The following is a 19,763-nucleotide window of genomic DNA, read 5'->3' as shown; positions in this document are numbered from 1 at the left end:
TTTTACCATGTCTGAAATAGAAAAATTGTTAGAAGATGGACAAAGATCATTAAATTTAGACAATCCTAAGGAGGCTTTGTCTTTTTATCAAAAAATTCTTGATCAAAAACCTACTCATCTTGAAGCATTACTGAAAAAAGGTAACATTTTTGGAAGATTTGGAAGATTTGATGAAGCTATAATTTGTTATCAAAAAGTTCTTTTGCAAGAAAAAGAAAATCTCTTGGCATTACTGAATAAAGGATTATGTCATCATAACATTGGACAATATGATGTGGCTATAGAGTGCTTTGATGTTGTATTGAAAGTTAAACCACAAAATAAGACTGCGTTATATAACAAATCTTCCTCAATGATTAAATCTGGAAATGTAACTGATGGTTTAGTACTTTTATCCAAATTAATCAAACTTGATTCATCCTATAAGGAACAAGCAAAATGTGATATTGATTTTGTTGATATCAAAGTTTTAAATGAATTTAAAGAAATTACTAGTTGATTTTTTCTAAATGTCTACGTATAGACCGTCGTCTCTTTTCTCAACTTTGTATGTCTCTAATTTGACATCTTTGAGATAATCGACTAATTCTCCTGTTTTGATATTGTAGTGCCAGAAATGTAGTGGACATTCTACAATGTCTCCTTCTAGTTTACCTGGTGCAATTGATCCATCTTGATGTACGCAAAGATCATCCATGGCATGATATCCGTCTTGATTAAAAATTGCAATTTGTTTTCCGTCAATTTTGAATGCTTTACCTCCGCCTTCTGGTACTTCGCCTTTATCTGCAATCTTCTTCCAAGCCATTGGTTTATTGAATTCTTTGTCATTTATTTACATTCGCATGATAGCATTTAATACCCCTCAAAAGAGCAAAATTTTATGAGTAAAGTAAAGTCTAATTCAAAATTGATCAAAGAAGGAAAATTATCTTATGAATGGGCCAAGTCTCATATGCAAATTTTAGATAATACAATTAACAGATTAAAAAAATCAAAACCACTTAAAGGAATTACTTTGGGATTTTGTCTTCACATTACAAAAGAAACTTCTGTATTGTTGATGGGTGCAAAAGAGTTAGGAGCAACAGTCGCTTGCTGTGGCGGAAATCCTTTAACCACTCAAGACAATGTTGCAGCATTTTTGGCTTCACAAGGAATCAATGTTTATGCATGGCATGGACAATCTGTAAAAGATTATGATTGGTGTATTGATCAAGTACTCAAACACAAACCAACAATTCTAACTGATGATGGTGCAGATATGAACATCAAAGCACACTTTGATAAAAGATTCAAAGATATGGAAATTCTTGGAGCAACAGAAGAAACTACTGCTGGTGTTACTAGAATTAGAGCAGTAGAAAATCAAGGAAAATTACGATATCCTGTAATCTTAGTTAATGAAGCTGTTACCAAACACATGTTTGATAATCAATATGGAACTGGTCAAAGTACAATTGATGGTTATTTGCGTGCCATGAATTTGCTAATGGCATCTAAACGTGTTGTAGTAGTAGGTTATGGATGGGTTGGACGCGGTGTTGCATCTAGATGTCGCGGAATGGGCTCTAAAGTAATTGTAACTGAAGTTGATCCTGTTAAAGCATTAGAAGCTCATATGGATGGATTTGAAGTAATGCCAATGACACAAGCTGCAAAACTTGGTGATATGTTTATCACATGTACTGGAATGACTAGTGTAATTAGAAAAGAACACATCTTGAAAATGAAAGACGGTGCAATAATGGGTAATGTTGGACACTTTGATGTTGAAATTGACAGTGAATTTTTGTTAAAGAAATCAAAATCTGTAAAAGAAGTACGACCAACTCTTGATGAATGTACTTTGAAAAACGGCAAAAAAGTTTACTTGATTGGACAAGGACGTTTAGCTAATTTGGTATCTGCTGAAGGACATCCTCCAGAAGTAATGGCTCAATCATTTTCAAACCAAATCTTATCAGTAATGTATATTCTTACGAATCACAAAAAAATGGAAAATAAAATTATTGACGTTCCAAAAGAAATTGATATTCAAATTGCACATGATGCATTGAAGGCTATGGATGTTAAAATTGATAAATTAACTCCAGAACAAGTAAAATATGCAAATAACTGGTAAAACTTCTTAACTCTAATCTAATCTTTGAAAACTGTATCATGAATAAAAGGGCTATAATTACAAGTGCGTTGCCTTATGCAAACGGTGAGATACATTTAGGTCACGTTGCATCAACTTATCTTCCTGCAGATGTAACTACAAGATTTCTAAAACAAAATGGAGTTGAAGCATACTATGTCTGTGCATCTGATGATTTTGGAACTCCAATTCTGATCCAATCTGAAAAAGAAGGGAAAACTCCTGCAGAATATGTTGCACATTGGAATAAACGAGATTATGATGATTTTACTGCATTTGGAATTAATTTTGATTATTTTTACAAAACTAGCTCTTCAGAAAATATTGCATTTGTTCAAGATGTTTTTAAGAAATTAAATGATGCTGGTCATATTTATGAAAAAGAAATAATTCAGTTTTATTGTAACAATGACAAGAAATTCCTTCCTGACAGATACGTGAAAGGAATCTGTCCACATTGTAAGGCTGATGATCAATATTCTGATTTATGTGAAAGTTGTGGACGTGTTCCTGAAGAAATCACAGACCCCAAATGTTCTCTTTGTGGGCAAACTCCTACTAAAGAAAAAACTAATCACTATTTTTTCAAACTCAAAAATTTTGGTGATTCTTTATCTCAATGGCTGGATGAAACTACTACTCTTCAAAAAGATGTAAAAAAATATGTGCAAAATTGGATTAAAAATGGTTTAATTGATTGGGATGTCACTCGTGATATTCCATGGGGTGTTCCTGTACCTCTTGATGATGCAGATGGTAAGGTGTTTTATGGTTGGTTTGATAATCATTTGGCATACATTTCTACTGCAATCAAATTTTTAAACGACAAAGGAATTGACGGAAAAGAATTTTGGAATTCTGCAGATATTTATCATTTTATTGGGAAAGATATTGTCTATCATCATTATCTCTTTTTACCTGCAATGAGATTGGGAATGGAAAAAGAATACAAATTACCTGATTATATTCCAACAAGAGGTCATCTTACACTTCAAGGAAAAAAAATTTCTAAAAGCCGAAATTGGTATATTGGTTTAAAACAATTCTTAGAATATTATCCCGCTGATTATTTGAGATTTTATTTAGTTTCCATAAATCCTTATTCTCAAGATGATTTGAATTTTGATTGGGATGATTTTACAACAAGAATTAATTCCGAACTAATTGGCAATCTTGGAAATTTTGTTAATCGTGCATTAGGATTTACAAAAAAAGCCTTTGATGGAAAAATTCCAGAAATTGAATCTTTTGATGAAAAAGATTCTGAAGCAGAACAAAAAATAAAATCACTTGCAAAAGATGTTTCTGAATTAATGGAACAAAATCATTTAGACCGGGCATTGAAAAAAATCATGGAAGTTTCTTCCTTTTTCAATCAATATTTCCAACACAAAGAACCTTGGAAAAATGGTCCTGGTACTGCAAACTGTGTTTACCTGTCTGTAAATGCTGTAAGGAGCCTGGCCATAGCCATATTCCCATTTGTTCCTGAATCTGCCCAAAAAATTTGGATACAGTTAGGTCTGGATGGAAACATCCAAGACATTCCTTGGGATTCTCTATCTGAATTGGGAATTTTGTCTGGACATATTTTAGGTGAGTCTTCGCCATTATTTGCTAGAATCGAAACTTCTGATATTGAGAAATACAAAAAAGAATTAGGTCCATCTGAATAATTATGAAGCCAATTCCCAGAATTTCTACTAGAGGGTATTATGATCTGTTAACTGGTAAAACTCTAAAAAATAACTCATACTATCTATACCCAAAAAAAGATTTCAAAAAATTAATTGATTCAAAAGAATTAACAATTATGATTCATGGTTTGAGAAATGATAATGCTGGTGCAATTGCTAAAGTTGTTTTGGCAAAAAATAGACTTCGTAAATTAAATTATTCTCATCCTGTAATTGGGTATAGTTATGATTCTAACACTACTGGTGCACATTTGGTAAAATATGCAAAACGTTCTTTGTCAGTTGGACAAAAAATTGCAAAGAAAAATGGAAAAAATCTAGGAAAGTTTATTGAAGATTTTAAATCTGAAAACCCTAATATCAAAATCCGTCTAATGGGACACTCCCTTGGTACTCAGGTTATACTCAGTACTTTAGAATATCTTGCAAAAAAGAAAAATAATTTTGGAATTGTTGAAGGTGTTTACTTTTTTGGTGCATCCATAACTGAAGAAATTCCATCTTCTAAGAAATATGGGAAGATTCTTCAAAACATTGTAAATAAAAAAATTGTAAATCACTATGCTCCAACTGACGAAGTTCTAAAATGGGCTGATTCTGAAAAACATGTTAAAGGCCCTCTTGGATTAAATGGCTCAATTGGAAAACCTGTATCAAAATACAGTCAAAAACTTGTCAGACCCAAAAATCATAGATTTGCAAGTTATGCTCAAGTTTTGAATAATTTCCCATAAATCTCAACTAGTATGGTTTTTAGAGGCTGTTTTTTCTTGAATCGTATTGGTAAAATCAATAAATTTTGTAGTTTTAGGTAAACAAGAAACTGCATCTGAATTTGGAAAAAAAGGAACCGAATCAGATCTCACGCTTTATGATAGAAAGGAATCTGACATTATCAAAACTTGGGTTATTCCAAATGGATTTCCTGAAAAAATTCAACCTCTTTTTCAGGCAATTAATTTGGCTGAATATGTAATATTTCATGTAGATAAATTAGATAAATTTACAGGCGAGCAAATAATTGCTTTGGACTCTCTAAAAAAAGAAAAGGGAATTCTAACTCATACTTTTGATGTTGATGAATCAAAACTAAATTTAATGATTAAGGGAACTGTAGTTGAAAATTATACTCGCGTTGAACAAGATAAAGTAAAAGAAGAGATGAATGCTCTTGAACCTATTACAAATGATAACCCTGCTGAGTTGTTAATTGATCATTGTTTTGATGTTAAAGGCGTTGGAACCGTAATTTTAGGTAAGGTGACAAATGGAACAATTAAACAATATGATAATCTAAAACTATATCCTCATAATATTGATGTGTTAATAAAATCAATTCAGATGCATGATGATCCTGTAACTGAATCCATTTGTCCAGCAAGAGTTGGTTTAGCAGTTAAGGGTGCAAAACCTGACGAAGTAGGACGCGGTGATGTAATTTCTATTGAAAATGCCGTTGACATTAAAACTGAAATTGAATTGGATTTTCAGAAAAGTCCATTTTATAAAAGCGAGATTACTGAAAACCAAGGTTGCCTTGTAAGTATTGGGTTACAAATCAAAGCTGCAAAATTTTCTTCAATTACTCCATTGAAATTAATTTTTGAGAAGCCTATTGTGTGCAAAAAAAATGATATTGCAGTTATCTTAAAACCTGAATCGACTACTATTCGAATCTTGGGCAGTGGAAAAATCCTATAGTGTAATTTAATAAAATCTGCCATGGCATAACTATTTGATGAAGCCTGCACGTTCTTGTCCAATTTGTCCAAAATGTGGTTCTAAAAGATTCATACGTTTACCAGGAGAAAAAGTCACTGTAAAATGTAAAAGTTGTGACAAAATAATTGAAATTTAGTTAATTCGGTCTGATTATACTTCCATAGTTAATATTTGCACATTCTTTACGGTAGGTATGGCAAAAACATGGAAAGATAACGATATCAGCTTAGATCCTATAAAGGATCAAACAGTCGCTGTAATTGGTTATGGAATTCAAGGTGATGCACAAGCAAATAACATGAAAGACTCTGGTCTAAATGTTATAGTCGGTCTTAAAGAAGGTGGAAAAAGCTGGAAAAAAGCCGAAGCTGATGGTCATAAAGTAATGTCTGTTGCAGAAGCAACTAAACAAGGAGATATTATTCACATCTTACTTCCAGATATGATTCAGGGTCAAGTTTACAAAGATGAAATCGGACCAAATCTTTCAGAAGGAAAAGCATTGTCATTTTCTCATGCAGCTGCAATCTATTGGAAATGGATTGAAGCACCAAGTAACGTAGATCTTATTATGGTTGCTCCAAAAGGACCTGGTTCAAAAGTTAGAGAAACCTATCTTGATAACTTTGGTACTCCATCAATTGTTGCAGTTGAACAAGACTTTACAGGAAAGGCTTGGGATAGAACTTTAGGAATTGCAAAAGCAATTGGTAGTGCAAGAGCTGGATTAATCAAAACTGCTTTCAAAGAGGAAGTAGAAACTGATTGGTTTGGTGAACAAGCAGACCTTTGTGGTGGTGCAGCTTCTATGGTAACAAACGCATTTGAAACTCTAGTTGAAGGAGGTTATCAACCAGAAATAGCATACTTTGAAGTTTTACATGAACTCAAATTAATTGTAGATATGATTCAAAGATATGGAATTAATGGTATGTGGAGACGTGTTAGTGAAACCGCTAGATATGGTGGTTTAACACGTGGACCTATGGTTATGGATGCAGCAAGCAAAGATAACATGAAAAAAGTACTTACCATGATTCAAGATGGTACTTTCAACAATGAGTGGATTTCTGAATATCAATCAAAAGGTTCAGAAGCATTTGATCAATACATGAAAAAATATGATGAACACCAAATTGAAAAAGTTGGTAAAGAAATGCGAAAAATGATGTGGCCTGATTCCACAGAATAATCTTTTTTTATTTTATATTTTTCTTAGTTTGGACACACCGTTATTGATGTGTTCAATAATTGTTGGTAACGGTGTACCTGGACCAAACACGTGGTCTACTCCTGATTTCACTAAATCTTTATGATCAATTTCTGGAATTACTCCTCCGCCTACAATTAGCACGTCTTTGATTCCTTTCTTTTTTAGAGTTTTAACAACTCTTGGGAACAATGTGCCGTGTGCTCCATTTAACAAACTCATTGCAACTGCATCCACATCTTCATCTTCGACAATTTGTGCAATTCTGTCTGGTGTTGCAAATAATCCTGAATAGATTACTTCCATTCCTGCGTCTCTAAATGCTCTACACAAGACTAATGCTCCTCTGTCATGACCATCAAGACCTAATTTTGCAACTAAAATTTTTATATTTCGTGATGCTGCTTTTTGTTTCATAATTTCGTTCTATAATGTATATTTTAAAAGGTTTAGTCTTTGTCAACAAATCCATTATTTTGTGTCTTTAGACATGATATTTTGTAAAATCCACTGATCGATGGAGATCTAACATACTTTGGTTGGCCTAATTGATTTTGATCATTTGTACTATCTGTTTAAATTAGACCTGAAAATTAATCCTGTATGTCAAACAATTCAAAAGATACAATTTTCATTGGAAAAAAACCATTAATGACCTATGTCACGTCTACTATTGTTCAATTAGCTACAAAGCCAAGCGTTACTATCAAAGCAAGAGGATTAACTACTTCGACAGCCATTGATGTTTCTCAAATAGTGCTTAAGAAAACAAACCCTGCATTTGAAATTAGTAACGTTTCAATAAATTCAGAATCGCTTGTTTCCACTGATGGAAAAAACAGGGATGTCTCAGCTATTGAAATTACTATAACTAGGAAAAATTCTTAGGATAATCAAAATGGTTGCTGCCAATTCAACTCCAAGTTGTCTACGTTGTGGGAAAAATTCTCTTCTTACTGATGATGCTACTGGTGAACAATTTTGTTCAAAATGTGGTTATGTAGTTTCAGAAAAGTCCCAAGAATCTGGACCTGAATGGAGATCATTTCAAAAAGATGGCGGTGCAGATCCTGCTAGAACTGGTGCTCCTTCATCACTAATGATACATGACATGGGATTATCAACTGTAATTAATCCACTAAACAAAGATGCATCTGGAAAACCATTATCAACTTCAATGAAGAGTACTATCGAACGTCTCAGAACATGGGACAGTAGAAGTCAAGTTCATGAACCAGTTGATAGAAATCTCAGACAAGCACTAAGTGATTTAAATAAATTAAAAGATAAAGTTTCAGTTCCTGCAAATGTTCTTGAAAAAGCTGCATACATTTACAGAAAAGCACTAGAAAAAAAATTAGTTAGAGGTCGTTCAATTTCTGCAATGATTGCTGCATCATTATATGCTGCATGTAGAGATACTGAAACCCCTAGAACTTTAAAAGACATAGCAGATTCTGCCAATGTTAAAAGAAAAGATATTGCAAGGTGTTATCGATTATTGCATCATGAATTAGAATTGAAAATGCCTGTAGTTGATTCCATCCAATGTATTGCACGAATTTCAAGTAAATTAGAAATTTCTGAAAAAACTAAACGTTACGCAGTTAAAGTGTTGAAAGAAGCACAAGAACGAAAAGAATCTGCAGGTAAAGACCCAATGGGACTGGCTGCAACTGCATTGTACTTATCGTGTGTAAAAAATGGAGTGTCTATTACTCAACGTGATCTTGCTGAAGCAGCAGGTGTTACTGAAGTTACAATCAGAAATAGATACAAGGGATTGAAAGCTGATCAAACTCCAAAAAAAGATGATTCAGAGTAATTTTCATCGTTTTTGACTATTTTTTCAAATGGAAAATCTACATAAAGAGCCTAAAATTTTCTATAATTCATGGATACTAGTCCTACTAACTACAATCTAACTTTTGAACCAGATCTAAAAAAATTCACTTTTTCTGGTTTGGAGATTATTTCTGTAAATTGTAAAAAATCAGTAAATGTAATTCGAATGAATTGTGCTGAATTAAAAATAAAATCTTGCATTGTAAAATCTGCCGGACAAATAATTAACTCATCTCCAAAAACAAATGAAAAAAAGGAAGAATTAGAAATTAAACTGGGACAAAAAATACGTGGTTCGTGTACTATTCATTTAGAATTTGAGGGAATCTTAAATGATAGGTTACTTGGATTCTATCGAAGTAAATACCAACAAAACGGCAAAACAAAATACCTTGCAACAACACAATTTGAAGCTGCAGACGCAAGACGTGCTTTTCCTTGTTGGGATGAACCTGAAGCTAAAGCAACTTATGATATTTCAATTATTGCAGAAAATAAATTCACTGCAATTTCAAACATGCCAGTAAAAACAAAGAAAAAAATTGGCAATAAAACTATCTATAATTTTCAAAAAACCCCTCTTGTTTCAACTTACTTGATTTATCTTGGAGTTGGTGAATTCGAATATCTCACAGGAAAAGCTGGAAAAATTCAGATTAGAGTTGTTACAACAAAAGGAAATACTTCAAAAGGAAAATTCTCTTTAGAACTGGGAAAAAGACTTCTCACTTCATATGAGAAATATTTTGGAATAAAATTTCCATTACCTAAACTTGATTTGATTGCTGTTCCTGATTTTGCTGCTGGTGCAATGGAGAATTGGGGTGCAATCACTTTCAGAGAAACAATTTTGCTTTATGATCCAAAAACATCTTCAACTAGAACTAAACAATTCATTGCAGAAGTAATCTCTCACGAAATTGCACACATGTGGTTTGGAAATTTAGTTACTATGAAATGGTGGAATGATTTGTGGTTGAATGAAAGTTTTGCTACTTTTATGGCAACAAAATTTGTGGATAAGTTTTATCCTGAATGGGATTTGTGGAATCAATTTGTTGAAGATGCAATGAATGTTGCAATGGGATTGGATTCTCTGAAAACAACTCATCCTATTGATGTTGATGTTAATTCTCCTGCTGAAATTCGTGAAATTTTTGATGCTATTTCATATGACAAGGGTGGATGTGTTTTGAGAATGCTAGAAAATTATGTTGGTGAGCCTAATTTCCAAAAGGGATTAAAAAAATATCTTTCAGATTTTAAATACAAAAATGCTAAGGGTCAAGATTTGTGGGATGCAATTGGCAAAGCATCCAAAATGCCTGTAACTTCAATGATTAACACATGGCTCAAACAACCTGGATTTCCACTTGTAGAAATTAATCAAAATGGAGATAATCTCAAAATTAAACAAAAACGCTATTTGCTTGAATCTAACTCTAAATTTAGTAAAGGTTTATGGTCGATTCCGTTATCATTAGGTCTGGAAAAAGAAATTTCCAATAAATTATTTTCAAAAAAATCAATGTCTGTAAAATTACCTAAAAATACAATTGGTTTTGTTGCAAATTATGGTCGAAAAGGATTCTACCGTGTAAAATATGATGAAGGAATTTTACTTGATCTAAAAATGCTAGTTGATGAAAAACGTATTCCTCCAATTGATAGATGGGCAGTACAAAATGATTTATTTTCATTATGTGTATCTGGAGATGAACAAGTTAGAAATTATCTTGATTTTTCTGATGCGTATTTTGATGATGATAGTTATCTTGCTTCTGTTAATGTTGCACATAATTTGGCATCATTGTATTTCCGTGCATTTGATGAAAAATTTGTAGAAGAAATTCGCAGTTATGCAATTAATTACTTTAGAAAACTTTTATCTAATCTTGGATGGGAACCACGAAAAACTGACAAACACACTGACGCACTATTACGTTCATTTACAATATCTGTATTGGGAAAAATGAATGATGATTCTGTTACTGAAAAGGCAATTGAAAAATATAAAAAATTCTTAAAATCTCCTAGTAGTTTATCTCCTGACTTAATTGAACCAATTTGTTCAATTGCGGCTTGGAATGGAAATTCAAAAACTTTCAATGAATTAAAAAAATTATACACAAATTCAAAAACTATGGAAGAAAAACTTCGTTTCTTAGGTGCAATGTGTGGATTCCAAGACAAAAAACTTCTTGCTAAAACTCTTGATTTCTCTCAAACATCTGAAGTGAGATCCCAAAATATGCAATTACCTATAATGAAAATCGCTGCCAATCCTTACGGGGACAAGATTTTGTGGTCTTGGTTGAAGAAAAATTGGAAAAACCTAAACAAGAAAGTTGGACATGGAAATCCATTATTCAATCGTATTGTTGCTAGTATTGCAGGCGTAGCTGATGATTCCATGGAAAAAGAAATCAAATTATTTTTCAAAAAGAACCCTACTCCTGGAACTGAACGAACTCAAAAACAAACTTTGGAAAGAATTCGCATTAATTCTAAATTTTTAAGAGCAATGCGTAAAGAATTCAAAAATGGCTAAAAAACTAGGTCCTCCAATATTTCTAGGTGTTTTTACTGTAATTGCACTTGTATTTTTAACTGGTGGCGCTACTGATGATAAAAATCCCCTTCGTGAAAATTTTTCATTAGAAGCAGTTTATTATGAAACTGGTTATGTTGAAATTTCTTATTTTGACAAATCCCAGAAAACTACTTCTGTAGTTCTTGAAATTCTTGGAATGGAAAATTCTTTTCAAAAAACTTTTTCTGATTCTGAATTTATTGAAATCATAGAATTTCCAAATAAACCAAAGTATGGTTGGGCAATTCATCCAATCGTTTTAGAAGTTGAACATGAAGAATTTGGTCATGTCCAAATCAAGACTGAAATCCATGAAATGAATACTCCCGTACCAAACATAATTTATGATCCTTCTTAGATCGCATACAAGATTTTATTGTAATTTGTAATTTCACTTACAAGGTACAACTCATTTTTCTCTGAATTTTTTAGGTCGTCTGAATTATTCGTGCCTAAAGTCATTGAATGTTGTAAAACAAAACATGACTTAAGTTTTAACGATCATTTTACGCATGATTTTTGTAAATGAGAAGTTAATTTAGTTTGTAAAAAAAGTCACTGCGCCCTAAAATCACATGTGATAATGTAATGCTTGTTTTTTAAAACCAGAAATAATGTGATAAATACTAGTCATTCTAAAAAAAATAAAATGAAATCTGTTTTAATTATTGCAATAGTAGCAGTTGCCATGATTGGAGTTATGGTTCCAAGTGTTTTTGCATTTACTACAATGCCTGATGATGGACTACCAGATGGTCATATTCCTGTACTGGATGATAAAATTGCCATTGTAGATCATTATGGATATAATTACGTACAAGAATCATTAAAAGAAAATTCTTTATGGTTTCATTCTAGTTCTATGATTTTTGGAGATTTGGTAAATGTGTCTGATGATTCTTTGTACTATGTAATTATTCGTGGCAATGTTTACCAAGATGGAAAACTATTGGATGGTACTGGTTATTCACAACCTTATGTTTTTAGATACAATTTTCCTTTAGAAGAAAATGATCAAACTGAATTAGCTATTAGTCCTTGGAAAGCTTCTATACGTCCTGGTGAATCTGCACAATTCTCTCTATGGCCTGGAACCTCTGGTTGGGATTGTTATGAAGTATGGATTGAGAGTTATGAATTAGAAAATAAATTCAAAGGTATATCTGATGAAGTACTTCGAAATGATTTAGAAATAAAATCTGTTAAAGATGAACGAGGTGTAATAAAAGGAAAAATTTACAATCCTTCTGACAATCTTTTGGACCATTCAGTTGTACTTGTATCAAAATATGATGAAAATGGAAAATTATTTGCAATACTTGGTGATTATACTGGATCAATTGGACCTGACAAAATCAAGCATTTTCAAATTCCTGCATATCTTGAAGGATACCCAATTAAATCTCATGGTGATAATTTTATTTATGGTAAACCTGCAAATTATGAAATTTTTGCATGGGGGTATAATGATTGGGAAAGTGGCGAAACCAATAATTCTCCTGAATTTGATAAACATCCGATAAAATTCATGGGAGAAAGTAAATTTTATCCAGATAAAGATAGATCTGATAATGTTAACATAGAAAAAATCATAAAAAATAAGGAAAATAGAGAAGTTAGTAGCTGTCTTAATGATCCTGATCAAGTTTTTGTAACGAATGATTATGTTGCAACAATTCCTGATTGGATTAAAAATAATGCTGGATGGTGGGCTAGTAATGCCATTGAGGAAAAAGAATTTCTCTCATCATTAGAATATTTACTTAAAAATGAAATTCTGAGAATAAATATTCCCAGAGAGAAATTTAACATGGAATTAGATTCTCAAACATACTATGTTTCTAAATATGATTCTCAAGAAATCAAAATTTCTGGATGGTATGAATCTCATAAGCAATCTACAATATCTTGCGAATTATGGAAACCAAATGAGCCTTTTTCAGACAAATTCACAATTTTAAGAGAGTATGTTGATGACAGTTTTGAACAACCTATATCTCTAAATCTTGATTGGAATCCTGGAGAATATACTTTAGAATGTAGTCATGATGATGTGGATTTTGCTCCATTATCATTTGTAATAGTTCATGGAGATTCTCCAAAAACTGATGAGGAAATTAAACCAAAAATTCCTTCATGGATTAAAAATAATGCTGGATGGTGGGCAGACGATATTATTAATGATTCAACTTTCATTACGGGAATTGAATTTTTAGTTAAAGAAGGTTTAATTTCAGTAGATTGAAATTTGTTTGATCGTATGCTTTCTAAATATTATTTAACGCATTTATTGTACCTTCTAAATCATATTTCTAGTGGACTTACTTTCTGATTTAAAAAAAGGTAAACGTGGTGCAATTGCTAAAGCTATCACAATTGTTGAAAATGATCAAAAAGAAACACGAAAAATATTAAAAAAAATTTTTAAAGATACTGGAAAATCTAGTGTAATTGGAATTACTGGCCCTGCAGGAGCTGGAAAGAGTTCTTTAATCAACAAGACTGCTATTTCATTAAAAAAACTTGGTTCAAAACCAGCTGTGTTGGCAATTGATCCTACTAGCCATGTAACTGGGGGTGCAATATTGGGAGATAGAGTAAGAATGAGTGAATCTACTGATTCAGGAACTTATATCCGTAGTATTGCATCTAGAGGTGCAACTGGAGCTGTTTCTAGATCATTGAGAAATAGTATTAGAATTTTAGAATATGCTGGATTCAATCCAATAATTATTGAAAGTGTTGGTGCTGGACAAACTGAAGTAGAAATTTCAAATATTGCAGATATTACTGTAGTTGTTTTTAATCCAAATACTGGAGATAGTATTCAAACAATAAAAGCTGGATTAACTGAGATTGGTGATATTTACTTAGTAAACAAAAGTGATCTTCCTGGCACAAATCAATTATTTGATGCAGTACGTGATTTTATTGGAGATTCTGATCGAAATCCTGCAATTTTAAAAACATCTGTAAAAAAAAATGCTGGAATTACTGTTTTTGCAAAAACTCTCAAGGATATGATGAATATAAAAAAGAAATTCAAAGAAGAAAAGGATTTGGAGCGTTTTGAAGTCGAATTGAAAGACATTGTTTTAAATAGCATTAATGAAAAGGTTGAAGAAATGATGCAAACTAACAAAACTTTTGCAAATTATCTTAAAAAAATAAATTCCAAGAAAATTGACCCTTATTCAGCAGCTGATAAAATTAGCAAATCAATAATGAAGTGATACTATGGCAACAAAGAAAGTAACAAAATCAAAAACACCTGAAAAGAAAATTTTTACTGATTCTGAATATTCTGTAAAACGAATTTATCAAAAATCTTCTAAAAAGAGACCTACTGAAGATGCTGGCAAATATCCTTTCACTAGAGGAATTCATCCTGGAATGTTCCGTGAAAGATTCTGGACTATGAGACAATATTCTGGATTTGGTGATGCCAAATTAACTAATGAGCGATTCAAATTCATGCTTGAAAAAGGTCAAACTGGCCTCAGTATGGCATTTGATTTGCCTACTCAAATTGGATATGATTCTGACTCTTCACAAGCAGAAGGCGAGGTTGGAAAAGTTGGAGTATCAATTACATCTATCAAAGATATGATGACTGCTTTTGATGGAATTCCACTTGGAAAAGTTAGTTCATCAATGACAATTAATTCTACTGCATCAACATTACTTGCATACTATATTGCAGTTGGTGAATCTCAAGGTTTCAAAAGTCATGAACTTCGAGGTACAACTCAAAATGATATTTTAAAAGAATACATTGCACGTAATACATACATCTATCCTCCACAACCTTCCATGAGATTAATTGGTGATATGATTGAATTTTGTGCAGAAAAAGTTCCATCTTGGTATCCAGTTTCAATTTCTGGATATCATATGAGAGAAGCAGGTTGTACAGCTACACAAGAAATTGCATTCACATTGGCAAATGCAATAGCTTACATTCAAACTTGTTTAGATAAAGGACTAAAAATTGATGACTTTGCACCACGTTTATCATTCTTCTTTTGTTGTACAATTGAATTCTTTGAAGAAGTTGCTAAATTTAGAGTTGCAAGAAAAGTTTATGCAAAAATATTAAAAGAAAAATTCCATGCAAAAAATCCTCGTTCCTTACAATTAAAATTCCATACACAAACTAGTGGTGAATCTTTAACAGCACAACAACCTAACAACAACATTGTTAGAGTTGCTATCCAAACCATGGCTGCAGTTGCAGGTGGAACTCAATCTCTACATACGAACTCTAGAGATGAAGCATTGGCTCTTCCAACTCAAGAATCTGCAAAAATTGCATTAAGAACACAACAAATTGTCGCACATGAGAGTGGCATCACAAAAACTGCAGATCCTCTTGCCGGCTCATATTACTTGGAAGAATTATGTGATCAAATTGAAGCTGATGTTTGGAAATATTTGAAGAAAATTGAAAAAATGGGAGGTTCAGTTAAAGCCATTGAAAAAGGATTTTTCCAATCTGAAATTAGAGCAAATGCATATCGCTTAAAGAAAGAAACTGATGATGCTGACAGAGTAATTGTTGGTGTCAACAAATATGCTGAAAAAGAGGAACAACCTGAATTACTTAGAATTGATGACAGAGTTGAAATTCAACAAAAGAAAGCATTAAAGAAATTGCGTGCAGATAGAGACTCTAAAAAATTAGAAAAAGCATTGTCTGCAATGCAAAGCGCTGCTGACACTGAAGAAAATCTGATGCCATACATTGTAACTGCTGCAAAAGCATTTGCTACAACTGGTGAAATTAGTAATACTTTCAGAGAAGTCTTTGGGGAATACCGTCCAAAGGAGGTCTTTTAATTGAAAATTGATCATATAGCAATTGCAGTAAATGATGTTGAAGAATCTGCAAAAATTTATCAACAGGCATTGGGTGTTAGTGAGATTGAATTTGAAACTGTAGAATCTGAAGGAGTTAAAGTTGCAATAATTGCATTAGAAAATGGTCGGATTGAATTAATGCAACCAACAAATGATTCTAGTCCAATTAAGAAATTTTTAGATAAAAAAGGACCTGGCTTACATCATATGGCATTGGATACTGAAAATATTGAAGGTGAAGTTGAACGAATGGAAGGTTGTGGAATTCAATTTTTAGGTAAAATCAGACCTGGTTCTGCAGGCACAAAAGTTACTTTTATTCATCCAAAATCACTTAATGGTGTTTTAGCAGAACTTTGCTCACATCCTTAATCTACATTCAAATTTCTTAAATTTTTAAATTATTTTTTAACAAATTCAGTTTTTCTATGATGTTATTTTTTTCATTATCAGAACAACTCATATTTTTAACTTCATTAATTATTTCTTCAATTGTTTCTAATTTTTCTCCACTTGATTTACTTTTATCAAATTTTATGTTTTCAAATCCTTGAGTTTCTGTTTTATCAATTACTTGAATGCCTTCTGGTAAAATCTCATATACTTTGATTATCTTATCATCTTGACGTTGTGGTGACATTAAAACAAGTTGGTTTTTTCTTAACTGTTCTAATTCATTAAATACATTCTCTTCAGAATTATCTATTGTTTCAATGATTTGTTGTAAATCACATGACTTGATCTGTAATAGTCTTAAAATTTTTGCCCATGTGGGAATTTTTGAACTCCAAAGAATTTCTTTAGCTAAATTTGTAATAGTAAATGAACCATTTTGATTCATTGAGATAAATTTTCTATCTTTAAGTGATGCTAGAGTGTCTAAAATTTTTCCTACTCCATGTCTTTTTAGATTGGAATTTTCTAGATGAGTTTCATCAAATGTTCCATTTTCATTCATTGCTAACTGTAATACTTCTAAATCAATTGTTCCTAATTTTCTCATAATTTAATTCAGTTTGAATAATATATGTTGATTATCATTTTTTTATTTATGGTGCTATACCAACTTCCAAAATTATCTTATGGTTATGATGAATTGGAGCCCTATTTTGATAAAGAAACTATGAAAATACATCATCAAAAACATCATCAAACATACGTTGATGGCCTAAACACTTCTCTTGCTGGAATAGGTGCTGCATCTCATCCAAAATATATTTCTGCAATATTGTCAGAATTACAATCCATTCCCGAATCTGGTCGACACTCCATTAATTTTTTTGGTGGTGGTTTTGAAAATCATAGATTATTTTGGGAAACATTAACTCCTCAAAGTGATAAGGTTCCTGGTGGCAAATTAGAGGATCAAATTGATGTTTATTTTGATGATTTTAACAATTTCAAAAAAATTTTTTCTCAAAAAGCAATTTCTGTTGAAGGGAGTGGGTGGTGTTGGTTGGTTTTTAATGAAACGTATCATAAAATTGAAATAATTACTACTGCTAATCAGACTAGTCCTTGGACACTTCAAAAAACCCCTCTTTTAGGAATTGATATGTGGGAACATGCATACTATCTAAATTATCAAAACAAACGACCTGATTATGTTGAATCCTGGTGGAATATCATTAATTGGGATTATGTGACAAATCGATTTGAAGAAATTTTCTGATTTGAAAAAAGGTTCATTGAGAATTATTGTTGTACAAATGTGTGGATGTGATGCTTAAATGGGAATTAATTGATTTGATGAAATTTTGTTTACAAAATCCTGATTCTTCAGAAATTCCTGAAAAACATACTAGGATTAATGAGATTGGACAAGAAATTTTTAATGATGGTGATGATGCAATTGAGAATTTTTCATTTGTTTTAAAAATAGAATTATTCAAGAAATTGAAAAAGATCCATCGCCATTGCTTTCGCTATGGCAAGGCTTAACTAGTAAATAGAAGATTGAGTTTCTTACGAACTTCTATCCTCTACCTATTCTGAAAATGGCTGTACTGCATGTTGGGCATGTACCTTTGATTGCAGGTTTTCCATTTTTCATGGTGTATGGTTCGGCGCCACCGATTTCTCGTTTGTCGCGGCACTTTACACAATATCCTATTGTCATGATCATTGTAGGCTTGTTCTTATATTAGCGAGAACTTGTTGAACTTTTTTTACTAATAGGCAAATATCCGATCTTATTTTTTATCACCCTAAACAAGATTTTTTGTAACGGTCAATTCAAAATTTTTAACATTTTTCTAAATTTTTAACAATTGTACTTTTTTTTGTAATTATTTTCCCTGGGTTTAAAACATTATTTGGATCCAATATCTTTTTTATTTTTTTAAATGTTTGATAGTTTTTTTGCCCATATTGTTTTCTAACAAATTCTGAACGTGCTAACCCATCACCGTGTTCTGCTGAAATTGTTCCTTTGTTTGTTATTACTTCGTTGAAATATTCAATTGCAATGTTTTTAATCATTTTTGTATTTTTTCTATTTGAAATTAATCTAACGTGGATGTTTCCATTCCCTATATGTCCATAAATTATCATTTTTACTTTGTATTTTCTTTCAATTTTTTTTAACACTGAAAACATCTTGGGCATTTTATCTAATGGAACTGCAGCATCTTCAATGATGTGTGGAATTCTTAATTCTCTTTTGATTGATTTTAAACTATAGTGTAATGAGGAATCTCTATGTCTCCACCATGCTTCCATATCTGAAACTGAATTTAATTTTTGAATAATTTTTCCAGAAATAATTGATTTTAATTCTTTTTCAGATTTTGAAATATTTTCATCGTATTCTATAAAGAGTAAACACTTGGTTGATTTATCAAAATCAAATTTTATGTTTTTGAGCGTATTTTTGTCTACAAATTCAAGCGTAGATGGGCTTGTTTTTATTATTTTTTGACTATTTTTTGCTGCTTCAAAAATTGAATTATATTCTATTATGAATAGAATTTTTTTCTTTGGAATGTCTAAAATATTTAATTTTGCTGAAACAATTATCCCCAATGTTCCTTCAGAACCAATAATTATTTTATGTGTCTCTTTATTTGATGTAACTTTTTTTAGTTGATAGCCTGAAGAATTTTTGGAAGTTTTGGGAATTTTTTTGTCATCTATGGTAATGTTTTGAAAAATTTTTTCACCAATCTTTTTGTTTTTTGGTAATGTAATGATTTTCCCATTTCCATCAATAAATGTAATTTCTTTAACGTTGTCTACTGTGCTACCATATTTCACGCTTCTACTGCCGCTAGAATTATTTCCTAACATTCCTCCTAACGAACAAAAATTACCAATAGATGGATTTGGAGGAAAAAATTTTCCTTTATTTTGTAGTTCTTTATCTAGATGTCCTTTCAAAATTCCCGAACCAACAATTGCTGATTTTTTATTAATCTTAACAGAATTGATTTTTTTCATATCTACAATTATTCCGTTGTTTAATGCACTTCCTACTAACCCTGTTCCTGCTCCTCGTACAGTTACTGATGTTTTAAACTTCTTTGCAATTTTTATTGTTTTGATGATGTCTTCTTTATCTGCTGGAATTACTATTATTTGTGGAATTAATTGATACGAGCTTGAATCAACAGAATAAAAATCTCTGAAATATTTCTCATTATGTACTTCTCCTTTAATTTTGGATTCAAGTGTTTTTAAAATTGATTTTTTCAT

Annotated in this window: 21 protein-coding genes; 16 read left to right on the top strand and 5 right to left on the bottom strand. The window is 31.7% G+C overall.

The features are described 5' to 3' along the window. Nucleotides 1-7 precede the first annotated feature (7 nt). Nucleotides 8-499: a tetratricopeptide repeat protein gene (locus tag AW732_RS06625; protein ID WP_067960322.1), complete on the top strand. Its 492-nt coding sequence runs from the start codon at nt 8-10 to the stop codon at nt 497-499. A gap of 6 nt (nt 500-505) precedes the next feature. Here AW732_RS06625 and AW732_RS06620 read toward each other — a convergent pair whose 3' ends face one another. Continuing rightward, nucleotides 506-808, bottom strand: coding sequence for a Rieske 2Fe-2S domain-containing protein (locus AW732_RS06620; protein WP_067960319.1), 303 nt, complete (start codon nt 806-808; stop codon nt 506-508). A 75-nt stretch (nt 809-883) separates the two neighbouring features. On the opposite strand from AW732_RS06620, the gene AW732_RS06615 reads away from it, so the two are divergent. The 5 genes from AW732_RS06615 to ilvC all read left to right on the top strand — a co-directional run bounded on the left by AW732_RS06615 (nt 884) and on the right by ilvC (nt 6,754). Beyond that, nucleotides 884-2,125 carry an adenosylhomocysteinase gene (locus AW732_RS06615; RefSeq protein ID WP_067960315.1) on the top strand — a complete coding sequence of 414 codons (1,242 nt, stop codon included), beginning with the start codon at nt 884-886 and terminating at the stop codon, nt 2,123-2,125. A 38-nt stretch (nt 2,126-2,163) separates the two neighbouring features. Next, nucleotides 2,164-3,819: a methionine--tRNA ligase gene (gene metG / locus AW732_RS06610; RefSeq protein ID WP_067960312.1), complete on the top strand. Its 1,656-nt coding sequence runs from the start codon at nt 2,164-2,166 to the stop codon at nt 3,817-3,819. Between the two features lie 2 nt (nt 3,820-3,821). Further along, complete coding sequence (locus tag AW732_RS06605) at nt 3,822-4,574, top strand: DUF726 domain-containing protein (RefSeq protein ID WP_067960311.1); 753 nt, start codon at nt 3,822-3,824, stop codon at nt 4,572-4,574. A gap of 46 nt (nt 4,575-4,620) precedes the next feature. Then, complete coding sequence (locus AW732_RS06600) at nt 4,621-5,541, top strand: EF-Tu/IF-2/RF-3 family GTPase (RefSeq protein ID WP_067960309.1); 921 nt, start codon at nt 4,621-4,623, stop codon at nt 5,539-5,541. Between the two features lie 214 nt (nt 5,542-5,755). Then, nucleotides 5,756-6,754: a ketol-acid reductoisomerase gene (ilvC, locus tag AW732_RS06595; RefSeq protein ID WP_067960298.1), complete on the top strand. Its 999-nt coding sequence runs from the start codon at nt 5,756-5,758 to the stop codon at nt 6,752-6,754. A 12-nt stretch (nt 6,755-6,766) separates the two neighbouring features. Here the strand turns inward: ilvC and AW732_RS06590 are convergent, their stop codons facing one another. After that, a complete protein-coding gene (locus AW732_RS06590; RefSeq protein WP_067960295.1) occupies nt 6,767-7,189 on the bottom strand; it encodes a cobalamin B12-binding domain-containing protein in 423 nt (140 codons plus the stop codon). Nucleotides 7,190-7,375: 186 nt separating this feature from the next. Here AW732_RS06590 and AW732_RS06585 point away from each other — a divergent pair, with 186 nt between their 5' ends. From AW732_RS06585 to mce, 8 genes are all read left to right on the top strand, one after another. Beyond that, the gene (locus tag AW732_RS06585; protein WP_067960292.1) at nt 7,376-7,660 is read left to right on the top strand and encodes a DNA-binding protein; all 285 of its coding nucleotides are present in this window, start codon (nt 7,376-7,378) and stop codon (nt 7,658-7,660) included. Between the two features lie 10 nt (nt 7,661-7,670). Beyond that, nucleotides 7,671-8,597: a TFIIB-type zinc ribbon-containing protein gene (locus tag AW732_RS06580; RefSeq protein ID WP_067960291.1), complete on the top strand. Its 927-nt coding sequence runs from the start codon at nt 7,671-7,673 to the stop codon at nt 8,595-8,597. Nucleotides 8,598-8,666: 69 nt separating this feature from the next. Continuing rightward, nucleotides 8,667-11,168, top strand: a complete 2,502-nt coding sequence (locus AW732_RS06575; RefSeq protein WP_067960288.1) for a M1 family metallopeptidase — start codon at nt 8,667-8,669, stop codon at nt 11,166-11,168. Next, complete coding sequence (locus tag AW732_RS06570) at nt 11,161-11,568, top strand: hypothetical protein (RefSeq protein ID WP_067960284.1); 408 nt, start codon at nt 11,161-11,163, stop codon at nt 11,566-11,568. Before AW732_RS06575 ends, AW732_RS06570 begins: the two co-directional genes overlap by 8 nt. Nucleotides 11,569-11,859: 291 nt before the next feature. Next, a complete protein-coding gene (locus AW732_RS08860; RefSeq protein ID WP_216634410.1) occupies nt 11,860-13,455 on the top strand; it encodes a hypothetical protein in 1,596 nt (531 codons plus the stop codon). A 70-nt stretch (nt 13,456-13,525) separates the two neighbouring features. Beyond that, a complete protein-coding gene (gene meaB / locus AW732_RS06560; protein ID WP_067960279.1) occupies nt 13,526-14,443 on the top strand; it encodes a methylmalonyl Co-A mutase-associated GTPase MeaB in 918 nt (305 codons plus the stop codon). Between the two features lie 4 nt (nt 14,444-14,447). Continuing rightward, nucleotides 14,448-16,049, top strand: coding sequence for a methylmalonyl-CoA mutase family protein (locus AW732_RS06555; RefSeq protein WP_067960277.1), 1,602 nt, complete (start codon nt 14,448-14,450; stop codon nt 16,047-16,049). Beyond that, on the top strand, nt 16,050-16,442 hold the full coding sequence (gene mce / locus AW732_RS06550) for a methylmalonyl-CoA epimerase (RefSeq protein ID WP_067960274.1): 393 nt from the start codon (nt 16,050-16,052) through the stop codon (nt 16,440-16,442). Nucleotides 16,443-16,458: 16 nt separating this feature from the next. Here the strand turns inward: mce and AW732_RS06545 are convergent, their stop codons facing one another. Further along, on the bottom strand, nt 16,459-17,073 hold the full coding sequence (locus tag AW732_RS06545; protein ID WP_067960271.1) for a hypothetical protein: 615 nt from the start codon (nt 17,071-17,073) through the stop codon (nt 16,459-16,461). A gap of 48 nt (nt 17,074-17,121) precedes the next feature. On the opposite strand from AW732_RS06545, the gene AW732_RS06540 reads away from it, so the two are divergent. Both AW732_RS06540 and AW732_RS06535 read left to right on the top strand, forming a co-directional pair. Then, nucleotides 17,122-17,742: a superoxide dismutase gene (locus AW732_RS06540; RefSeq protein WP_067960269.1), complete on the top strand. Its 621-nt coding sequence runs from the start codon at nt 17,122-17,124 to the stop codon at nt 17,740-17,742. A gap of 50 nt (nt 17,743-17,792) precedes the next feature. After that, nucleotides 17,793-18,011: a hypothetical protein gene (locus tag AW732_RS06535; protein WP_253805589.1), complete on the top strand. Its 219-nt coding sequence runs from the start codon at nt 17,793-17,795 to the stop codon at nt 18,009-18,011. A 34-nt stretch (nt 18,012-18,045) separates the two neighbouring features. Here the strand turns inward: AW732_RS06535 and AW732_RS08790 are convergent, their stop codons facing one another. Beyond that, a complete protein-coding gene (locus tag AW732_RS08790; protein ID WP_172790417.1) occupies nt 18,046-18,189 on the bottom strand; it encodes a DUF5679 domain-containing protein in 144 nt (47 codons plus the stop codon). 125 nt (nt 18,190-18,314) lie between these two features. After that, nucleotides 18,315-19,763 (bottom strand): FAD-binding oxidoreductase, encoded by a 1,449-nt coding sequence (locus AW732_RS06530; protein WP_067960266.1) that lies wholly within the window; start codon nt 19,761-19,763, stop codon nt 18,315-18,317.

The sequence above is a fragment of the Nitrosopumilus sp. Nsub genome (genome assembly GCF_001541925.1).
Classification (GTDB): domain Archaea; phylum Thermoproteota; class Nitrososphaeria; order Nitrososphaerales; family Nitrosopumilaceae; genus Nitrosopumilus.
Note: the sequence above shows the minus strand (reverse complement) of the source record. Positions and strands in the feature narration are given on the sequence as shown.